This is a genomic window from Duganella sp. GW821-FHT07G03, from assembly GCF_059418605.1.
The window spans coordinates 1-18,293 of record NZ_JBWKQE010000019.1; the positions used below are offsets into that span (position 1 = coordinate 1).

At 63.7% G+C, this 18,293-nt stretch carries 17 protein-coding genes; 12 read left to right on the forward strand and 5 right to left on the reverse strand.

Annotated features, from left to right (window positions below):
• Positions 1 to 83 precede the first annotated feature (83 nt).
• On the reverse strand, positions 84 to 1,094 hold the full coding sequence (gene hemB, locus AC07OK_RS21615) for a porphobilinogen synthase (protein ID WP_494692223.1): 1,011 nt from the start codon (positions 1,092 to 1,094) through the stop codon (positions 84 to 86).
• A gap of 27 nt (positions 1,095 to 1,121) precedes the next feature.
• Positions 1,122 to 1,850, reverse strand: a complete 729-nt coding sequence (gene yihA, locus AC07OK_RS21620) for a ribosome biogenesis GTP-binding protein YihA/YsxC (protein WP_494692224.1) — start codon at positions 1,848 to 1,850, stop codon at positions 1,122 to 1,124.
• A gap of 137 nt (positions 1,851 to 1,987) precedes the next feature.
• Between yihA and AC07OK_RS21625 the strand changes: the two genes are divergently transcribed.
• The 6 genes from AC07OK_RS21625 to AC07OK_RS21650 all read left to right on the forward strand — a co-directional run bounded on the left by AC07OK_RS21625 (position 1,988) and on the right by AC07OK_RS21650 (position 8,538).
• Positions 1,988 to 2,668: a c-type cytochrome gene (locus tag AC07OK_RS21625; RefSeq protein WP_494692225.1), complete on the forward strand. Its 681-nt coding sequence runs from the start codon at positions 1,988 to 1,990 to the stop codon at positions 2,666 to 2,668.
• Between the two features lie 122 nt (positions 2,669 to 2,790).
• Complete coding sequence (locus AC07OK_RS21630) at positions 2,791 to 4,884, forward strand: cytochrome c biogenesis protein ResB (protein ID WP_494692226.1); 2,094 nt, start codon at positions 2,791 to 2,793, stop codon at positions 4,882 to 4,884.
• Between the two features lie 25 nt (positions 4,885 to 4,909).
• Positions 4,910 to 6,064, forward strand: a complete 1,155-nt coding sequence (gene ccsB, locus AC07OK_RS21635) for a c-type cytochrome biogenesis protein CcsB (protein WP_494692328.1) — start codon at positions 4,910 to 4,912, stop codon at positions 6,062 to 6,064.
• A 92-nt stretch (positions 6,065 to 6,156) separates the two neighbouring features.
• Complete coding sequence (msrP, locus tag AC07OK_RS21640) at positions 6,157 to 7,134, forward strand: protein-methionine-sulfoxide reductase catalytic subunit MsrP (protein WP_494692227.1); 978 nt, start codon at positions 6,157 to 6,159, stop codon at positions 7,132 to 7,134.
• Positions 7,135 to 7,138: 4 nt separating this feature from the next.
• Positions 7,139 to 7,759 (forward strand): protein-methionine-sulfoxide reductase heme-binding subunit MsrQ, encoded by a 621-nt coding sequence (gene msrQ / locus AC07OK_RS21645; RefSeq protein ID WP_494692228.1) that lies wholly within the window; start codon positions 7,139 to 7,141, stop codon positions 7,757 to 7,759.
• A 53-nt stretch (positions 7,760 to 7,812) separates the two neighbouring features.
• Entirely contained in the window at positions 7,813 to 8,538 is a 726-nt protein-coding gene (locus AC07OK_RS21650; protein WP_494692229.1) for an Rpn family recombination-promoting nuclease/putative transposase, read from the forward strand.
• Between the two features lie 51 nt (positions 8,539 to 8,589).
• Here AC07OK_RS21650 and lysA read toward each other — a convergent pair whose 3' ends face one another.
• Positions 8,590 to 9,867, reverse strand: coding sequence for a diaminopimelate decarboxylase (gene lysA, locus AC07OK_RS21655; RefSeq protein ID WP_494692230.1), 1,278 nt, complete (start codon positions 9,865 to 9,867; stop codon positions 8,590 to 8,592).
• Positions 9,868 to 9,872: 5 nt separating this feature from the next.
• Positions 9,873 to 10,055, reverse strand: a complete 183-nt coding sequence (gene lptM, locus AC07OK_RS21660) for an LPS translocon maturation chaperone LptM (protein ID WP_494692231.1) — start codon at positions 10,053 to 10,055, stop codon at positions 9,873 to 9,875.
• A gap of 39 nt (positions 10,056 to 10,094) precedes the next feature.
• Between lptM and cyaY the strand changes: the two genes are divergently transcribed.
• Complete coding sequence (gene cyaY, locus AC07OK_RS21665; protein ID WP_494692232.1) at positions 10,095 to 10,427, forward strand: iron donor protein CyaY; 333 nt, start codon at positions 10,095 to 10,097, stop codon at positions 10,425 to 10,427.
• A gap of 25 nt (positions 10,428 to 10,452) precedes the next feature.
• On the opposite strand, the gene AC07OK_RS21670 is transcribed toward cyaY, so the two are convergent.
• Positions 10,453 to 12,804 carry a penicillin-binding protein 1A gene (locus tag AC07OK_RS21670; protein WP_494692233.1) on the reverse strand — a complete coding sequence of 784 codons (2,352 nt, stop codon included), beginning with the start codon at positions 12,802 to 12,804 and terminating at the stop codon, positions 10,453 to 10,455.
• 339 nt (positions 12,805 to 13,143) lie between these two features.
• Between AC07OK_RS21670 and AC07OK_RS21675 the strand changes: the two genes are divergently transcribed.
• Genes AC07OK_RS21675 through AC07OK_RS21695 form a run of 5 tightly spaced genes read left to right on the forward strand, consistent with a single transcriptional unit; the run spans position 13,144 to position 18,263 of the window.
• Positions 13,144 to 14,220, forward strand: a complete 1,077-nt coding sequence (locus AC07OK_RS21675; protein WP_494692234.1) for a pilus assembly protein PilM — start codon at positions 13,144 to 13,146, stop codon at positions 14,218 to 14,220.
• Positions 14,220 to 14,864, forward strand: a complete 645-nt coding sequence (locus tag AC07OK_RS21680; protein ID WP_494692235.1) for a PilN domain-containing protein — start codon at positions 14,220 to 14,222, stop codon at positions 14,862 to 14,864. Before AC07OK_RS21675 ends, AC07OK_RS21680 begins: the two co-directional genes overlap by 1 nt.
• Positions 14,865 to 14,866: 2 nt before the next feature.
• A complete protein-coding gene (locus tag AC07OK_RS21685) occupies positions 14,867 to 15,535 on the forward strand; it encodes a type IV pilus inner membrane component PilO (protein ID WP_494692236.1) in 669 nt (222 codons plus the stop codon).
• Positions 15,532 to 16,077 (forward strand): pilus assembly protein PilP, encoded by a 546-nt coding sequence (locus tag AC07OK_RS21690; protein ID WP_494692237.1) that lies wholly within the window; start codon positions 15,532 to 15,534, stop codon positions 16,075 to 16,077. Before AC07OK_RS21685 ends, AC07OK_RS21690 begins: the two co-directional genes overlap by 4 nt.
• On the forward strand, positions 16,074 to 18,263 hold the full coding sequence (locus AC07OK_RS21695; RefSeq protein ID WP_494692238.1) for a type IV pilus secretin PilQ: 2,190 nt from the start codon (positions 16,074 to 16,076) through the stop codon (positions 18,261 to 18,263). The genes AC07OK_RS21690 and AC07OK_RS21695 overlap by 4 nt, the downstream gene beginning before the upstream one ends.
• The last annotated feature ends 30 nt before the right edge of the window (positions 18,264 to 18,293 follow it).

The window sequence follows — 18,293 nt, forward strand, 5'->3', positions numbered from 1 at the left end:
CCATCGCTCTTGGCGAGCTGAGATCGTTAATCGCTATCTTCAAAATTTGAGGGGAAGGTTCAGGACTTGACCCCCGATTGTTTTTACGCCTTCAGCAGGCGGGCGACGTCCAGCGCGAAGTAGGTCAGCACGGCGTCGGCGCCGGCGCGCTTGAACGCCAGCATGGCTTCCATCATCACTTTGTCGTGGTCGAGCCAGCCGTTTTGCGCGGCGGCCTTGATCATCGCGTATTCGCCGCTGACCTGGTAGGCAAAGGTTGGCACTTTGAACTCGTCCTTCACCCGGCGCACGATGTCCAGGTAGGGCATGCCCGGCTTGACCATCACCATGTCGGCGCCTTCGGCCAGGTCCAGTCCCACTTCACGCAGGGCTTCGTCGCTGTTGGCCGGGTCCATCTGGTAGGTGTTCTTGTCGCTCTTGCCCAGGTTCTTGGCGGAGCCGACCGCGTCGCGGAACGGGCCGTAGAAGGCCGACGCATACTTGGCCGAATACGCCATGATGCGGGTGTGGATGTGGCCGTGCGCTTCCAGCGCCGCGCGCACCGCGCCGATGCGCCCGTCCATCATGTCCGACGGCGCCACCACGTCGACACCGGCATCGGCCTGGCACAAGGCCTGGCGCACCAGCATGTCGGTGGTGACGTCGTTGATCACGTAGCCGTTGTCGTCGATCAGGCCGTCCTGGCCGTGGCTGGTGTACGGGTCCAGCGCGACGTCGGTCAAAATGCCCAGCTGCGGGAAAGCCTGCTTCAGCGTGCGCACCGCGCGCGGCACCAGGCCATCCGGATTGGTCGCTTCGATGCCGTCCGGGGTCTTCTTGGCGGCGTCGATCACCGGGAACAGCGCCAGCACCGGAATGCCCAGTTCCACGCATTCCTGCGCCACTTTCAGCAGCACATCCACCGACACCCGCTCCACGCCCGGCATCGACAACACCGGCTCGCGCTGCTGCGTGCCTTCCAGGATAAACACCGGATAGATCAAGTCCGAGGCCGTGACGTTGTTTTCACGCATCAAGGCGCGCGAAAACGGGTCGCGGCGCATGCGGCGCATGCGGATGGCGGGGAATTGGGCGGAAACGTGTGGAGTGGGCATCGCTAAAACTTTCCTGAAACTGTGGGGTTATTGCTCGTCGGGCTCGGCGTCGTCTTCCATCTCGATCAATTGCACCTGGGCGGCGGCTTCGTCGTCGGTGACGCCGGCCAGTTCCAGGATCTTGTCGTTGGCTTCTTCGATGCCGACGCGCTTGAGCGCGGAGAACAGTTGTACGGTGAACGGGAAACCTTCGCCGTCTTCGTCGACATAGCTGGCCAGCTTGGCTTTCGCCTGGCGCAGCACGTTGACGGATTCGTTGCGGTTCAATTTGTCAACCTTGGTCAGGATGCAATGAATCGGCTTGCCGGTCGGGGCGAACCATTCCAGCATCTGGATGTCGAGGTCGGTGAACGGGCGGCGCGAGTCCATGATCAGGATCAGCGCGGCCAGCTGTTCGCGGCGCTGGACGTAGTCGCCCAGCAGGCGTTGCCAGTGCAGCTTGGCTGAACCGGACACTTCCGCGTAGCCGTAGCCCGGCAAGTCGACCAGCAGGCACTCGATTTCCTCGACGATCGTCGGATCCTTGCGGTGCTGCGCAATGTGCGCGCCGCCGATCGAGAAGTAGTTGATGTGCTGGGTACGGCCAGGGGTCTTGGACGCGAACGCCAGGCCTTTCTGGTTGCACAGGATGTTGATGGCGGTCGATTTGCCGGCGTTGGAGCGACCTGCAAAGGCGATTTCCGGCACGTGAGTGTCGGGCAGATCGCGCAATTGGTTAACGGTCGTAAAGAAGCGGGCTTGCCAGAGTTTGGACATGGGATGGGGAAAAATGCAACAAAAGGGAGCAAATATGCTGGAAAGCTATTGTACAATGAGTGGTTACGAAGTGTTGCCATAGCATCTCGTGCCAAGCCTGCGGCATACTTTCGACAAACTTTTTTGAGGGTGCTTGAATGAATCGTGCGTTTTCACCGTTTGTAACTTCCTTGTTGGTCGGCCTGCTGGCAATTGCGGGCACCGCAAGCGCCACAGAAGAAAAAAAACCGGCCCACGCCGAAGCGGCAGCGCCTAAAGTCGACGCAGCCAAAGGCGGCACCCTGTTTGACAGCGGCGACAACGCGCGCGGCCTGCCGGCATGCGTCTCCTGCCACGGCGCCGGCGGCAACTCCACCATCGCAGTCAATCCGAAACTGGCCGGCCAGCACGAAGGCTATCTGTACAAGCAGCTGGTGAACTTTTCGGGCGATGACCGGAATCAACCGATCATGACGACCTACGCGAAGATGCTGACGGACGAGGAAAAGCACAACATCTCGGCCTGGCTGGCCACCCAGGCGCAAAAGCCGGGTGCAGCGAAGAACAAGGACACGGTTGAACTGGGCAAGAAGATCTATCGCGGCGGCATCGCCGAGAAGAACGTCCCAGCCTGCGCCAGCTGCCACGGCGCGGCCGGCGCCGGCATCCCTGTGCAATATCCGCGCATCGGCGGCCAGCACCAGGATTACACGGTAGCCCAGCTGGGCCTGTTCAAGGCCGGTGGCCGCAAGAACAGCGCGCAGATGACCACCATCGCCAAGCGCATGTCGGACGAAGAAATGAAAGCCGTGGCCGATTACGTCGCCGGCTTGAAATAAGCAGCTGGCCGCGCCCCCGGGTTGCGGCGTAGCTGATAGTGCATAGAGGGCGGCAGCGTAAGCGGGCTGCCCTTTTTGTTGATATGCTGCCGGCAGCATACTTTTTTTGAGATAGTTCCAGCATGAGCAGCAGCCCCAGCACCACCGGCATCGAACTGAAGACCCGCCGCCCCATCGTCGGCGAATTGGTCGAACTGATTTCCTCCATGCGCTTCGCCATCGCGCTGCTGGCGATGATCGCCATCGCCGCCATCGTCGGCACCGTGATGAAGCAGGGCGAGGCGACCAACAACTACATCAACCAGTTCGGGCCGTTCTGGTTCGAGGTGTTCGGCAAGCTGGGCCTGTACGGCGTGTACTCGGCCTGGTGGTTCCTGCTGTTGATGACGGCGCTGGTGACCTCGACCTCGCTGTGCATCATCCGCAACGCCCCCAAGATGCTCAAGGACATGCGCAGCTGGCGCGAGAACGTGCGCGAGAATTCGCTGCGCAATTTCCACCACAAGATGCAATGGCGCTCGCCGCTGGCGCGCGCCGCGCTGACGCAGCAGACCGCCGCCCGCCTGGCCGACGCCGGCTACAAGGTCAAGCTGGTCGACAAGGAGCACGGCACGCTGGTGGCGGCCAAGCAGGGCGCGGCCAACAAGTTCGGCTACATCTTCGCGCACTCGGCCATCGTCATCATCTGCATCGGCGGCCTGCTCGATTCGGACGTGCCGATCCGCCTGCAGGAATGGTTCCTCGGCAAGGTGCCGTTCAACGGCAGCGGCCTGATCTCGGCGGTGCCGGCGCAGAGCCGCCTCGGCCTGGGCAATCCCACCTTCCGCGGCAACACCATGATCCCGGAAGGGCAGTCCAGCGAAAGCGCCATCATCACCCGTCCCGACGGCGTGCTGATCCAGGACCTGCCGTTCACCATCAGCCTGAAAAAATTCACCATCGACTTCTACACCACCGGCATGCCCAAGCTGTTCGCCAGCGCGGTGGAAGTGCGCGACCACGCCAGCGGCGAGGTGGTCAAGGCCGTCATCGAAGTCAACAAACCCTTGCTGTACAAGGGCCTGGCCATCTACCAGTCCAGCTTTGACGACGGTGGCAGCAAGCTCAAGCTGACCGGCTTCCCGATGGCGGGCGCGGCCACCACCAAGTTCGACATCGCCGGCGAAGTGGGCAGCAGCACGGCCATGGGTGACACCTACACCGTCGAGTGGTCGGGCTTCCGCCCGTTCAACGTCGAGAACCTGGCCGCCGCGCAGGACGCGCGCGCCGTCACCAAGGGCAAGAGCCTGGAAGAGCAGTTCGCCAACGGCCTGGACAAGCACACCGGCTCGGCCGGTCGCAACGCCCACAACAAGGACTTGAAGAACGTCGGCCCCAGCGTGACCTACAAGCTGCGCGACAAGACCGGCCAGGCGCGCGAATACCAGAACTATATGCAGCCGGTGACGGTGGACGGCGCCACGGTGTTCCTGGCCGGCATGCGCATCAATCCGTCGGACCCGTTCAGCTTCCTGCGCATTCCGGCCGACGACGCCCACAGCGTCAACGAATGGATGCGCCTGCGCGCCGCCCTCAGCGACCCCGGCCTGCGCGCCGCCGCCGCCAAACACTACGCCGAACGCGCCACGCCGCAGTCGGCCAATGGCGACGCGCTGCGCGGCCAGTTGCAAGCCTCGGCCGAGAAGAGCCTGACCATTTTCGCCGGCAACGACAAGGCGGCCGGCTTCGTCGCCATTTCGCAGTTCCTGGAAAAGATCCCCGGCGCCGAGCAGGAAAAGGCCGCCGACGTGTTCATGAAGATCCTCAACGGCAGCCTGTGGGACCTGTGGCAGGCCGCGCGCGCCAAGGACGGCCTGGAGCCGGTCAGCGCCGACGAGCAGCACGCCCGCTTCCTGCAACTGGCCACCAACGCCCTGTCGGACGCCTACTTCTACGGCGCCCCGGTCTACCTGCAACTGGACGACTTCACCCAGGTCCAGGCCTCGGTGTTCCAGGTCACCCGTTCGCCGGGCAAGAAGGTGGTCTACCTGGGCTGTGTGTTCCTGGTGCTGGGTGTATTCTCGATGTTTTACATCCGCGAGCGCCGCCTGTGGGTCTGGATCAAGGACGACGGCGATGGCGCCGAAGCGTTGATGGCCATGAGCACCCAGCGCAAAACGCTGGACTTCGAACGCGAGTTTGAAACTTTGAAAGAAAAGCTGCCGCAATCGGCGTAAGCTGTAGCAGCCACGGAGATAAATGATGGAACTGACGCAATCGACACAAACCTATAGCCAGGCGCCCGGCTACTTCAAGCGCCTGACCGCGTTCGACTGGTTGTTCGCGCTGGCGCTGCTGGCCGGCTCGCTGTACGGCCTGAGCACCTACGGCCACTACATGGACGTCTACGAGAAGGGCATCCTGCTGGCCGCCGCGCCGGCGTTCGCCGCGCTCGGCTGGCACTGGAAGCCGGCGCGCTGGCTGATGCCGCTGGTGGCCTTGCTGGCGCTGGGCGCGATCGCCATGTACGCCGGCGAGCTGGATAACGGCACCAAGAAATTCTGGCTGCGCATGATGCTGTCGAGCCAGTCCGCGATCCTGTGGATGAGCGTGATGTTTTGCCTGTCGACCTTGTTCTACGTGATCGGCCTGGCCGCGCGCTCGGATTCGGCCTCCAGCATCGGCTCCAAGCTGTGCTGGGCCGCCGTGGTGCTGGGCCTGACCGGCATGATGGTGCGCTGGTACGAGTCCTACCTGATCGGCGCCGACGTCGGCCACATCCCGGTCTCGAACCTGTACGAAGTGTTCATCCTGTTCTCGCTGATCACCGCGATGTTCTACCTGTACTTCGAGCAGCGCTACGCCACCCGCCAGCTGGGCGCCTTCGTCACCATGGTGATCACCGCCGCGATCGGCTTCCTGTTCTGGTACACCACCTCGCGCGACGCCGCCGACATCCAGCCGCTGCTGCCGGCGTTGCAAAGCTGGTGGATGAAGATCCACGTGCCGGCCAACTTTATCGGTTATGGCAACTTTGCCCTGGCGGCAATGGTGGCGGCGGCCTATCTGCTGAAGACCTCCGGCCACCTGGTCGACCGCCTGCCGTCGGAAGAAGTGCTGGACGACGTCATGTACAAGGCCATCTCGGCCGGCTTCGCCTTCTTCACCATCGCCACCATCCTCGGCGCGTTGTGGGCGGCCGAGGCGTGGGGCGGCTACTGGTCGTGGGACCCGAAGGAGACCTGGGCGCTGATCGTCTGGCTCAACTACGCGGCCTGGCTGCACATGCGCCTGATGACGGGCCTGCGCGGCCGTCCGGCGGCCTGGTGGGCCCTGGTGGGCCTGGTGGTGACCACGTTCGCCTTCCTGGGCGTGAACATGTTCCTGTCCGGTCTGCACTCCTACGGCAAGTTGTAAACGCGATGTGAACTTTTGCTGGCCAAGATTGGTGTAAGGTTCAGGCTATTGGGGCGACCAAGTCTCAACCTTGCACTTTCTTTGGAGTCAGCATGCTGATCAAGCGTAGCCCCAACGGCATCGAATTGCCGTTTTCATCAGAAATCACCTCGCGTGTAGTCTACGAATCGCGCCGCAGCTTCATCAAGCAGATCGCCGCCGGCGCCATCGGCAGCGCCGCGCTGCTGGAGATGGCCAACCGCGAAGCCTTCGCCCAGGGCGTCAACCCCAAGCTGGCCGCCAGGCTCAATCCCTCCTATTCGGCGCTCGACAAGCAGACGCCCTACAAGGACGCCACCAGCTACAACAACTACTACGAATTCGGCACCGACAAGAGCGAGCCGGCGATGTACGCCAACACGCTCAAGACCCGTCCGTGGACGGTGAGCATCGAAGGTGAAGTGAAGAAGCCGATGATCCTGGACATCGACGCGCTGCTGAAGCTGGCGCCGCTGGAAGAGCGCGTCTACCGCCTGCGCTGCGTCGAGGGCTGGTCGATGGTCATTCCGTGGATCGGTTATTCCTTCTCCGAGATCATCAAGAAGGTCGAGCCGACCGGCAACGCCAAGTACGTGGAGTTCGTCACGCTGGCCGACAAGAAGCAGATGCCGGGCGTCGGCAGCCGCGTGCTGCAATGGCCGTACACCGAAGGCTTGCGCATCGACGAAGCCAATCATCCGCTGGCCTTGCTGACCCTGGGCATGTACGGCGAAACGCTGGCCAACCAGAACGGCGCGCCGGTGCGCATGGTGCTGCCGTGGAAATACGGCTTCAAGTCGGCCAAGTCCATCGTCAAGATCCGCTTCGTCAAGGAACAGCCGCGCACCTCATGGAACCTGTCGGCGCCGAACGAGTACGGTTTCTATTCGAACGTGAATCCGGAGGTGGACCACCCGCGCTGGTCGCAGGCGTCCGAGCGCCGCATCGGCGAGGACGGCTTCCTGGCCCGCAAGCGCAAGACCCTGATGTTCAACGGCTACGCCGACGTCGCGCCGCTGTATGCGGGCATGGACCTGAAGAAGTTCTTCTAAGCGTATGGCGTTCAATCCTTCACCGCGTCAGGCCGGTTTGATCAAGGCCGCCATCTTCGTGCTGGCGCTGGTGCCGCTGGCGCGCATGGTGTATCTGACCTTGACCGGGCAACTGGTCGAGCCGCTGGAATTCATCACGCGCGGCACCGGCGACTGGACCTTGTACTTCCTGTGCTTCACCTTGGCCGTGACGCCGCTGCGCAAGCTGAGCAAATGGAACTGGCTGATCAAGCTGCGCCGCATGCTGGGGCTGTACATGTTCTTCTACGGCTTGCTGCACTTCATGACCTTCCTGTGGTTCGACCATTTCTTCGATCTGCAGGAGATGTGGAAGGATGTGTTGAAGCGGCCGTTCATCACGGTGGGCTTCATCGCCTTCGTGCTGTTGCTGCCGTTGGCGGCGACCAGCACCAACGCCATGGTCAAGCGGCTGGGCGGCAAGCGCTGGCAGTGGCTGCACCGTCTGGTGTACGTGATCGCGCCGCTGGCCATCCTGCACTTCTGGTGGATGAAGGCGGGCAAGCACAACTTCACGCAACCGATCATCTTCGGCGTGATCCTCGGATCGCTGCTGCTGATGCGCGTGGTCTGGGCGCGCAGCAAGGCGCTGGCGGCGGCACGCTAACGCCCCTTGAGCGCGCCCAACAGCGGCGCGCTGCACCTCGCTACACTGGGCCGATGGCCAGCGAGGACGACACCGCATACAAGCAACTGTTCGCGCATCCAGAAATGGTGCGCGACCTGCTATTGGGCTTCGTCCCCGGCGACTGGGTGCATCAACTGGACCTGAGCAGTTTTGAGCGCGTCAACGGCAGCTACGTCAGCGATGGTGGCGATCACCGCCACAGCGACATGGTCTGGCGCGTGCGCCTGGCTGGAGATTGGATCTACATCTACCTGCTGCTCGAATTCCAGTCCCGCGCTGACCACTGGATGGCGCTGCGTATGCAGGTCTACATTGGTTTGCTGTACCAGGATCTGATCAAGCGCCACGAATTGCCGCGCCCCGGTATGGAAATTGTTGATGAGTTAAATGCGTGGTGCACGTTGCCTGATTTCGCGGATAGCACAGCCGTATGGTCTGGGTTGAGCCGCTGGAGCGCGCGCCGATTGCAGCGGCTCACTCGCGAGCGTAAGATCAAGATAGCTAATGTGGCTGAGGAGGGCCATGCGATGAGTGTTCCTGTTATCAAAAATTTCGCCGATGCGTGGCGTTATGAGGCGGCTCTGTATGAACATCGTGAGCGCTTGAGGAAATTGCTTGCGAAGCGCTTTGGAAAGATACCGGCAAGACTGAATGGCCGTATCGAGTACGCGGAAATGGATGATCTGGATCGTTGGTTCGACCGGATTTTCGATGCGAAGAACATCAAGGACATTTTTGTTGAGGACGTGCCCGCATGAAAAAAGCCGCCGGCGGTGAGGCGGACGGCTTTTGCTTGCGAGCTGAACGGCTTACTTGATCAGCGCTTCCAGCGCGTACAGGTCGGCCGGATTCTCGCGCTGGCGCACCACGTGGCACACCGCGCCGTCGACGATGATCTCCGCCGCGCGGCCGCGCGTGTTGTAGTTGGACGCCATCGTCATGCCGTAGGCGCCGGCGCTGTGCATCACCAGCAGGTCGCCGGCTTCCACCGCCAGCTCGCGGTCGCGCGCCAGCCAGTCGCCCGATTCGCAGATCGGCCCCACCACGTCATACGTCAACGCGCCAGCCTTGCCCTGCACCACAGGCTGCATGTCCATCCACGCCTGGTACAGCGCCGGACGCGCCATGTCGTTCATCGCCGCATCGACCACGCAGAAATTCTTCTCTTCGCCATGCTTGATGAACTCCACCTTGGTCAGCAGCACGCCGGTGTCGCCGACGATCGAGCGGCCCGGCTCGAAGATCACCTTGATCGGCTTGCCGTCGTAGCGCGCCGCGCGCCAGGCGTCGATCCTGGCGAACAGGCGGCCCAGGTAGTCTCCCACCGGCACCGGCGCCGCTTCGCCCGCTTCGCCGTAGTTGATGCCGATGCCGCCGCCGATGTCCAGGTGGTGCAGCACGATGCCTTCCTCGCCGAGCTTGTCGATCAGCTCGATCAGGCGGTCCAGCGCCTCCAGCAGCGGCGCGTCGTCCAGCAGCTGCGAGCCGATGTGGCAGTCGATGCCGGCCACTTCCAGATGTGGCAGCTTGGCGGCCGCGCGGTAGGTCTCCAGCGCGTCGTCGAAGGCCACGCCGAACTTGTTGGCCTTCAGGCCGGTGGCGATGTAGGGATGGGTCTTGGCGTCGACGTTGGGGTTGACGCGCAGCGAGACGCGCGCGGTCTTGCCCATGGCGCCGGCCACCTCGTTCAAGCGGTGCAATTCGGGGATGGATTCGACGTTGAAGCACAGGATGTCGTGCGACAGCGCCAGGCGCATTTCGTCTACGCTCTTGCCGACGCCGGAGAAGATCACCTTGCGCGGATCGCCGCCGGCCGCCAGCACGCGCAGCAGCTCGCCGCCGGAGACGATGTCGAAACCGGCGCCCTGGCGCGCCAGCAGGTCGAGGATGGCCAGGTTGGAGTTGGCCTTCATGGCGTAGCAGACCAGCGCGTCGCGGCCGGCGCAGGCGTCGGCGTAGGAGGCGAAGTTGGCCAGCAGCGCCGCCTTCGAGTAGACATAGGTCGGGGTGCCGTACTGCTCGGCGATGGCGGCAAGCGACGCGCCCTCGGCGTGCAGCACGCCATTTACATAGGAAAATTGCGACATAAGGATTATTGTTGGGGTGCTGGAGTGGATGGAACCGGGGCAGCTTCAGTGCTCTTGGCAGGCTTGGCCGGTGGAGCCTTGGGCAGGTACAGCGGGCCGGGTTGGCCGCAGCCGCTCAACAAGACGGTCAGGCACAGGGCGGTTATGCCGCTAACTGAGCCGATAAACAAACGGAATGTGGACTTCACGATAAAATCATGGATTGACTATAGATACTGGAGTGTAGCATGGGCGAATCAGAATTCCTGGCGCAGGCCGAGGCCACCCTCACCACCATCGCCGCCGCGCTGGACCGTTTGAACGACGAGGACATGCTCGACGTCGAGTGCAGCCGCAGCGGCAATGTGCTGGAAATCGAGTTTATCGACAATGGTTCCAAGATCATCGTCAACAGCCAGGCGGCGATGCAGGAGCTGTGGGTGGCCTCCCGTTCGGGCGGCTACCACTACAAGCAGAAGGACGGCAAGTGGCTCAATACCCGCGACGGTTCCGAGCTGTTCTACTCGCTGTCGGAGATGGTCACGGCCCAGGGCGGCAGCCCGGTGATTTTAGAAGCGTAAAAAAGGGGCAGCGGCCCCTTTAATTTTAAAACAACTCGTTTTTCACGGCGTCCTTGGCTTTTTCCTCGGCCGGCGTGCCGTGCGAGGCGCCGTCGATGTTGTGCACGCCGGTGCCCGGCGGATTCTCCGCGTAGTAGTACTCGTCGCCCACCAGCATCACGCCTTCCGGCACCGCCCGTTCCTCGATCGGGATGTTCTTCAGCGCCTTCTGCATGTAGCTGATCCAGATCGGCAGCGCCAGGCCGCCGCCGGTTTCCTTGTTGCCCAGGTTCTTGGGCTGGTCGTAGCCGATCCAGGCGATGCCCACCAGGTGCGGCTGGTAGCCGGCGAACCAGGCGTCGATCGAATCGTTGGTGGTGCCGGTCTTGCCCGACAGGTCGGGACGCTTGAGCACCAGCGCCTTGGTCGCCGTGCCGAAGCGCACCACGTCCTTCAACATGCTGTCCATCAGGAAGGCGTTGCGCTCGTCGATGACGCGGTTCTTCTCGTCGCCGGCCTTGTCCGGATTGGCTTGCGACAGGATCTTGCCGTCCGCGTCCGTCACCTTGGAAATCAGGTAGGGGCTGACCTTGTAGCCGCCGTTGGCGAACACCGCGTAGGCGCCGGCCATCTGCAGCGGCGTGACGTTGCCCGCGCCCAGCGCCAGCGTCAGGTAGGGCGGGTTCTTGTCGGCGTCGAAGCCGAAGCGGGTGGTGTATTCCTGGCCGTACTTGGCGCCGATCTTGTGCAGGATGCGGATCGAGATCATGTTCTTGGACTTGGTCAGGCCGCGCCGCATGGTCATCGGGCCCTCATACTTGCCGTCGTAGTTCTTCGGCTCCCAGGCCTGGCCGCCGGTCTGGCCGGCGTCGAACGAGATCGGCGCGTCGTTGATGATGGTGGCCGGCGACAGGCCGCGCTCCAGCGAGGCCGAATAGATGAAGGGCTTGAACGACGAGCCCGGCTGACGCCAGGCCTGGGTCACGTGGTTGAACTTGCTGCGGTTGTAGTCGAAGCCGCCCACCATGGCCTTGATGGCGCCGTCGTGGGTGTCGGCCGCGACAAACGCCGATTCGATTTCCGGCAGCTGCGTCACTTGCCAGTCCTTACCCTCCTGCATGACGCGGATCACCGCGCCGCGGCGGATGCGCTTGTTCGGCGCGGCCTTGTCGGACAGCCATGAGCGGCCCATCTCCAGGCCGGCGCCGCTGATCTTGATTTCCTCGCCGGTGGCGGTGACGGCGGTGATCAGCTGCGGCGTCGCGGCCAGCACCATGGCGGCCACGATGTCGTCGCTGTCCGGGTGGTCGGCCAGCTCGGTTTCGACCGCGTCGTCGGCTTCTTCCTTGCTCTGCGGGATGTCGATATAGGCTTCCGGGCCGCGATAGGCGTGGCGCTTCTCGTAGTCCATCACGCCCTTGCGCAGCGCCAGGTAGGCGGCGTCCTGGTCGGCCTTGGTGATGGTGGTGAAGACGTTCAGGCCGCGGGTGTAGGTGTCTTCCTTGAACTGCTCGTAGACCAGCTGGCGCGCCATCTCGGCCACGTACTCGGCGTGCACGCCGAACTCGCTGCTGTCGGTCTTGACCTTCAGTTCCTCGGCCTTGGCGGTTTCGAACTGCTTGTCGGTGATGTAGCCGAGGTCGTGCATGCGCAGCAGGATGTACTGCTGGCGGGTGCGCGCGCGCTTCGGGTTGACCACCGGGTTGTAGGCCGACGGCGCTTTCGGCAGGCCGGCCAGCATGGCCGCTTCGGCCACGCTAATGTCTTTCAGATTCTTGCCGAAATAGATTTGTGCGGCCGACGAAAAACCGTAGGCGCGCTGGCCCAGGTAGATCTGGTTCATGTAGACCTCGAGGATCTGGTCCTTGCTGAGGTTCTTTTCGATCTTCCAGGCCAGCAGCACCTCGTAAGCCTTGCGCTTGAGCGTCTGTTCGCTCGACAGGAAGAAGTTGCGGGCCACCTGCTGGGTGATGGTGGAGGCGCCCTGCTTGGCGCCGCCGGTGGCGTTGTGCACGGCCGCGCGCAGGATGCCGGTGTAGTCGACCCCGCCATGCTCGTAGAAGCGGTCGTCTTCGATCGCCAGCACGGCCTTCTTCATCACATCGGGGATGTCCTTGATGCGCACCAGGTTGCGGCGCTCCTCGCCGAACTCGCCGATCAGCACGTTATCGGCCGAGAAGATGCGCAGCGGCATTTTCGGCCGGTAGTCGGTCAGCGTGTCGAGCTCGGGCAGGTTGGGGTAGGCCATCGCCAGGCCGAACACCACCAGCAGCAGCCCGACCAGCCCCAAGCCGACCACCGACAGGCCGGCCAGGAGGAAGAAACGCGATGCGGGTTTGCCTTTGGAGGAGGCGTCAGGCGGATTCGATGGTGGAGGTGCCGAATTGGAAGAAGCCATGCAGTTCGATCTTTCTGTTATGTATGCGAGCCATTATAAGCGAGCGGCAAGTGCCACGGCGCGCGCTGCCAGACGTCAGGGATTTTTGCTTGTGGGTAACAAAACAACTGAGTTGTTTTTGAGGCTACGGCACGCAAAAAAAGTGTGGTGAAACCCTCACACCAAGGCAATTGTGCACAATAGAAATACCTTTACACTTATATAGGCAGGATTTAATGTACGGTCTTACATAAGCTGTCTAAACGCTGGTTTTCAAACGAGTTCCACAATGCAAACTGTTCGAATGTTGATTCGGCGGCAAAGAAGCACTGGCGCCAGCCATGGCGCCGGGAGGCTCGTATGATGGACATCAAGGCGTTGCTGGGGCAGGGCAACCCGCCGCTGGTGGGCATCGACATCAGTACCTCCAGCGTGCGCCTGGTCGAGCTGGCCCAGGGCGGCAAGGGCGAATACCGGCTGGAGCGCTACGCCGCCGAGCCGCTGCCGCGCGGCGCCGTGGTCGACGGCAATATCGAAAACATGGACCAGGTGGTCGACGCGGTGCGCCGGGTGTGGAAGAAAAGCGGCACCCGCACCAAGCTGGTCGCGCTGGGCATGCCGCCCGCTTCCGTCATCACCAAGAAAATCATCCTGCCGGCCGGCATGTCGGAAGACCAGCTGGAAGTGCAGGTCGAATCCGAAGCCAGCCAGTACATCCCGTTCGCGCTCGACGAGGTCAGCCTGGACTTCGACGTCATCGGCCCGGCCGCCAATTCGCCGGAAGACATCGAAGTGATGCTGGCCGCCTCGCGCCGCGAGAAGGTCGAGGACCGGGTCGCCATCGCCGAGGCGTCCGGCCTCAAGGCCACCGTGATGGACATCGAATCCTACGCCGCCCGCTCCGCGCTCGACCGCGTGACCGCCCAGCTGCCCGAAGCGGGCGCCGGCCAGGTGATCGCGCTGTTCCAGGTCGGCGCCCAGGTCACCCATATCTCCGTGATGCTGGACGGCGTCACCGTCTACGAGCGCGAGCAGCCCTTCGGCGGCAACGCGCTAACCCAGGACATCGTGCGTTCCTACGGCATGAGCTTTGACGAGGCCGAGACGCGCAAGAAATCCGGCGACCTGCCCGACAACTACCACGCCGAGCTGCTGACGCCCTTCCTGGAAAGCGCGGCGCTGGAAGTGACGCGGGCGATCCAGTTCTTCTACACCTCCACGCCCTACACGCGGGTCGACCAGCTGTTCCTGGCCGGCGGCTGCGCGCTGCTGCCCGGCCTGCTGGAACTGGTGGCCAGCCGCACCAAGATCAACAGCGCCGTGATCTCGCCGTTCAAGGGCATGCAGCTGGCCGCCTCGGTGCGCGAATCGCAGCTGCGCAGCGACGCCCCGGCCTACCTGGTCGCCTGCGGCCTGGCCATGCGGAGGTTCGGCTGATGATTAAAATTAACCTGCTGCCGCACCGCGAGGAAAAGCGCAAACAGAAAAAGGCGGCCTTCTTCGCGCTGCTGGCGCTGGGCGCCATCGTCGGCGTCGGCGTGGTGCTGCTGGTGGGCGGCTACAACGCCCGCGCCATCTCCATCCAGAACGAACGCAACCACGTGATCAAGACCGCGATCTCCGGCCTCGACAAGAAGATCGCCGAGATCGCCACGCTGAAGCAGGAAATCGAAGCGCTGAAGGCGCGCCAGCAGGCGGTGGAAGACTTGCAGGGCGACCGCAACCAGCCGGTCTATCTGCTCGACGAGCTGGTCAAGCAGATCCCGTCCGGCGTCTACCTCAAGGGCTTCAAGCAGGAAGGCCAGAAAGTGGCGATCGGCGGCTATGCGCAGTCGCAGGAGCGGGTCTCCGAATTGCTGGGCAACCTGGCCGGCGTGTCGCCGTGGCTGGAGCGGCCGGAGCTGGTCGAAGTCAAGTCCACCGGCCTGGGCCAGGGCAAGACCGCCAAGAAGGTGGTGGAGTTCAACCTGTCGGTCAACATCAAGCGTCCGCGCGACAAGGATGCGGCCGCCAACGGTGTCAAGGGCAAGGACGCCCCGGCCGGCGGCCCGGCGCCGGCCAAGAGCCAGGAGCGCGGATAACCATGGCCAAGCTGAATCTCAATCTGCTGGGCGAGCAAATGGCCGACCAGTTCCGCAACCTCGGCGACCGCCATCCGGGCCAGTGGCCGCTGGCGCCGCGCGTGCTGTGCAGCATCGGCGTGACGGCGGCGGTGGTGGTGGCCGGCTACTTCGGCTACTGGAGCTCGCAGTTCGACGAGCAGGAGGCCGGCGCCCAGGCCGAACTCAAGCTGCGCGACGAGTACAAGTTCAAGACCTCGCAGGCGGTCAACCTGGAAGCGCTGCGGGCGCAGAAAGTGCAGGTCGACCAGTACGTCGACCGCTTGCAGAAACAGCTGCCGAGCAAGGCCGAGATGGACGCGCTGCTCAAGGACATCGGCCGCGCCGGCACCGGCAGCGGCCTGCAGTTCGAGTCCTTCAAGCCGGCCCAGGCGGTGGTCAAGGACTACTACGCCGAACTGCCGATCGACATCCGCGTCACCGGCAGCTACCACGACATCGGCGCCTTCGCCGGCAACATGGCCAACCTGTCGCGCATCGTCACGCTCAACAACATGAGCCTGAACACCGGCAAGGACGGCGTGCTGACCCTGGAGGCGGTGGTCAAGACCTTCCGCTATCTCGACCCCGAGGAGGTCAGCGCCCAGCGCAAGGCCGCCGCCGACAAGAAGAAGGCGGCGAAAAAATCATGAGAACCCTGATCCCCGCGATGCTGCTGGCCCCCGTGCTGGCGCTGCTGGCCGGCTGCGGCGACAGCGACGTGCAGGAAGTGCGCGCCTGGATGAAGCAGGTCGATTCCCAGGCCAAGGTGGCGGTGCCGCCGCTGGCCGAACCCAAGACCTTCATCCCCTTCGCCTACGCCCAGGCCGAGGCGATCGACCCCTTCAATCCCAACAAGCTGCTCGCCGAGCTGGCCAAGGCCTCGGCCAAGGGGACCAACGGCATCAAGCCGGACACGGAGCGGCGCAAGGAATTGCTGGAGAGCTTCCCGCTCGACACCGTCAAGATGGTCGGCACCGTGCAGCAGAAAGGCTTGTTGTACGGGCTGCTGCAGGTCGACCGCAACCTGCACCATGTGGTCGTCGGGCAGCACGTGGGCCAGAATTTCGGCCTGATCACCGCCATCAACGACAACAGCGTCAGCGTCAAGGAAATCGTACAGGATGCGGGCGGCGATTGGGTCGAACGCATGTCCAAGTTGGAATTGCAGGAAAGCAAGGAGAACACCAAATGACCACTCACATCACGCCCCGGCGCGCCCTGGCCGTCGCCAGCTGGATGCCGGTGCTCGCTTTTGCCTTGGCCATGCAGGTGGCCGGCGTGGTCCGCGCCCAGGCCGCGCCGGAGGCGCCGCCGTCGAACGCCATCGAGTCGATCAGCGCCAACCAGCAGGGCTCGAACGTGATCGTCAAGATCGCGCTGAAGAACGCGCCCGGCAAGCTGCCGATCGGCTTCGCCATCACCAATCCGCCGCGCATCGCGCTCGACTTCGGCGCCACCTCCAACGCCACCGGCAAGACCGTGCAGGAGCTGAGCCTGGGCGACCTGCGCGGCGTCAACGTGGTGCAGGCCGGCGAACGCTCGCGCCTGGTGTTCAACCTGAAGCGCAGCCTGAACTACGCCACCGCCATCGACGGCAACGCCGTGATCCTGACCATCGACGGTTCCGGCGGCCTGGCCCAGGCGGTCGACGCCCGCGGCTTGCCGGTGGCGGTGGCCGCGCCGGCCGTGCCTGCCGGTCGCCAACTGCTGCGCGACATGGACTTCCGCCGCGGCGCCAACGGCGAAGGCCGGGTGGTGGTCGACCTGCCCAACAGCCAGGTGGCGGTCGACGTGCGCCAGACCCCGAACGGCGTGGTGGTCGATTTCCTCAAGACCGGCGTGCCGGAAAGCCTGCGCCGCCGGCTCGACGTCAGCGACTTCGGCACCCCGGTGGCGCTGGTCACCACCGTGCCGCAGGGCGACAACACGCGCATGACGATCGAGGCGCGCGGCCTGTGGGAACAGACCGTCTACCAGAGCGACACCCAGCTGGTGATCGACGTCAAGCCGATCAAGGAAGACCCGAACAAGCTGACCCAGGGCACCCAGGGCTATCGCGGCGAGAAGCTGTCCTTCAATTTCCAGAACGTCGAGGTGCGCGCGGCGCTGCAGGCGATCGCCGACATCTCCGGCCTGAACATCATCACCAGCGACAGCGTCAGCGGCAACCTGACCTTGCGCCTGAAGGAAGTGCCGTGGGACCAGGCGCTGGACGTGGTGTTGCAGGCCAAGGGCCTGGACATGCGCAAGAACGGCTCGGTGCTGTGGATCGCCCCCAAGGAAGAACTGCTGACCAAGGAAAAGCTGGAGCTGGAGCAGCGCGCCCAGATCGCCGACCTGGAGCCGTTGAAATCCGAGATCTTCCAGCTGAACTACCAGAAGGCCGACGCCTTCAAGACCGTGTTCGGGCTGGAGGGCGGCGGCGACGGCAAGAACCGCATCCTGTCCAAGCGCGGCAGCGCCATCATCGAGCCGCGCACCAACCAGCTGTTCGTCACCGACATCGCCTCCAAGCTGGACGACATCCGCAAGCTGATCGCCAAGACCGACATCGCCTCCAAGCAGGTGCTGATCGAGGCCCGCATCGTCGAGGCCAGCGACACCTTCACCCGCAACCTCGGCGCCAAGCTGGGCTTTGCCGACCTGCGCACCCAGCGCGGCGGCGACTCCGGCTACCAGCTCGGCACCAGCAACACCCGGGTCGCCATCGGCGGCAACATCAACGGCGTGGGCGAGACGACCGGCCAGATCAAGGCTTCCGACGCCAGCTACAGCAACAGCCAGTTCATCAGCCTGCCGGCCGGCGCGATCAACGGCGCCCAGGCCGGCAACCTGGCGGTCAGCCTGTTCTCGTCGGCCGCCAACCGCTTCCTCAACCTGGAGCTGTCGGCGCTGGAAGCGGACGGCACCGGCAAGATCATCTCCAGCCCGCGCGTGATCACGGCCGACAAGGCGATCGCGTTGATCGAGCAGGGCATCGAGCTGCCCTACCAGGTGGCCACCAGCAGCGGCGCCACCTCGATCATGTTCCGCAAGGCCAACCTGCGGCTGGAAGTGACGCCGCAGATCACGCCGGACGGCAACGTCGTCATCGACGTCGACGTCAACAAGGACAGCGTCGGCCAGGAAACCCGCGCCGGCTTCGCCATCGACACCAAGCACGTCAAGACCCAGGTCATGGTCGAGAACGGCGGCACCGTGGTGCTGGGCGGCATCTACCAGCAGACCGAGCGCAACACCACCGACAAGGTGCCGCTGCTGGGCGATGTGCCGGTGCTCGGTTATCTGTTCCGCAGCAACAGCCGCACCAACGACAAGACCGAATTGCTGGTCTTTATCACGCCCAAGATCGTCGCCGAGCGGCTCTCGACCCGCTAGGCCGCGGCAGCGCATCGCCAGCTCACGCAA

Excerpts from the sequence above, each read along its gene's own strand:
- AC07OK_RS21695 (WP_494692238.1), top strand. The coding sequence starts at position 16,074 with ATGACCACTCACATCACGCCCCGGCGCGCCCTGGCCGTCGCCAGCTGG.
- yihA (WP_494692224.1), bottom strand. The coding sequence starts at position 1,850 with ATGTCCAAACTCTGGCAAGCCCGCTTCTTTACGACCGTTAACCAATTG.
- AC07OK_RS21650 (WP_494692229.1), top strand. The coding sequence starts at position 7,813 with ATGGCCAGCGAGGACGACACCGCATACAAGCAACTGTTCGCGCATCCA.
- hemB (WP_494692223.1), bottom strand. The coding sequence starts at position 1,094 with ATGCCCACTCCACACGTTTCCGCCCAATTCCCCGCCATCCGCATGCGC.
- cyaY (WP_494692232.1), top strand. The coding sequence starts at position 10,095 with ATGGGCGAATCAGAATTCCTGGCGCAGGCCGAGGCCACCCTCACCACC.
- AC07OK_RS21625 (WP_494692225.1), top strand. The coding sequence starts at position 1,988 with ATGAATCGTGCGTTTTCACCGTTTGTAACTTCCTTGTTGGTCGGCCTG.
- msrQ (WP_494692228.1), top strand. The coding sequence starts at position 7,139 with ATGGCGTTCAATCCTTCACCGCGTCAGGCCGGTTTGATCAAGGCCGCC.
- msrP (WP_494692227.1), top strand. The coding sequence starts at position 6,157 with ATGCTGATCAAGCGTAGCCCCAACGGCATCGAATTGCCGTTTTCATCA.
- ccsB (WP_494692328.1), top strand. The coding sequence starts at position 4,910 with ATGGAACTGACGCAATCGACACAAACCTATAGCCAGGCGCCCGGCTAC.
- lysA (WP_494692230.1), bottom strand. The coding sequence starts at position 9,867 with ATGTCGCAATTTTCCTATGTAAATGGCGTGCTGCACGCCGAGGGCGCG.
- AC07OK_RS21690 (WP_494692237.1), top strand. The coding sequence starts at position 15,532 with ATGAGAACCCTGATCCCCGCGATGCTGCTGGCCCCCGTGCTGGCGCTG.
- AC07OK_RS21630 (WP_494692226.1), top strand. The coding sequence starts at position 2,791 with ATGAGCAGCAGCCCCAGCACCACCGGCATCGAACTGAAGACCCGCCGC.
- AC07OK_RS21670 (WP_494692233.1), bottom strand. The coding sequence starts at position 12,804 with ATGGCTTCTTCCAATTCGGCACCTCCACCATCGAATCCGCCTGACGCC.
- AC07OK_RS21680 (WP_494692235.1), top strand. The coding sequence starts at position 14,220 with ATGATTAAAATTAACCTGCTGCCGCACCGCGAGGAAAAGCGCAAACAG.
- AC07OK_RS21675 (WP_494692234.1), top strand. The coding sequence starts at position 13,144 with ATGATGGACATCAAGGCGTTGCTGGGGCAGGGCAACCCGCCGCTGGTG.
- AC07OK_RS21685 (WP_494692236.1), top strand. The coding sequence starts at position 14,867 with ATGGCCAAGCTGAATCTCAATCTGCTGGGCGAGCAAATGGCCGACCAG.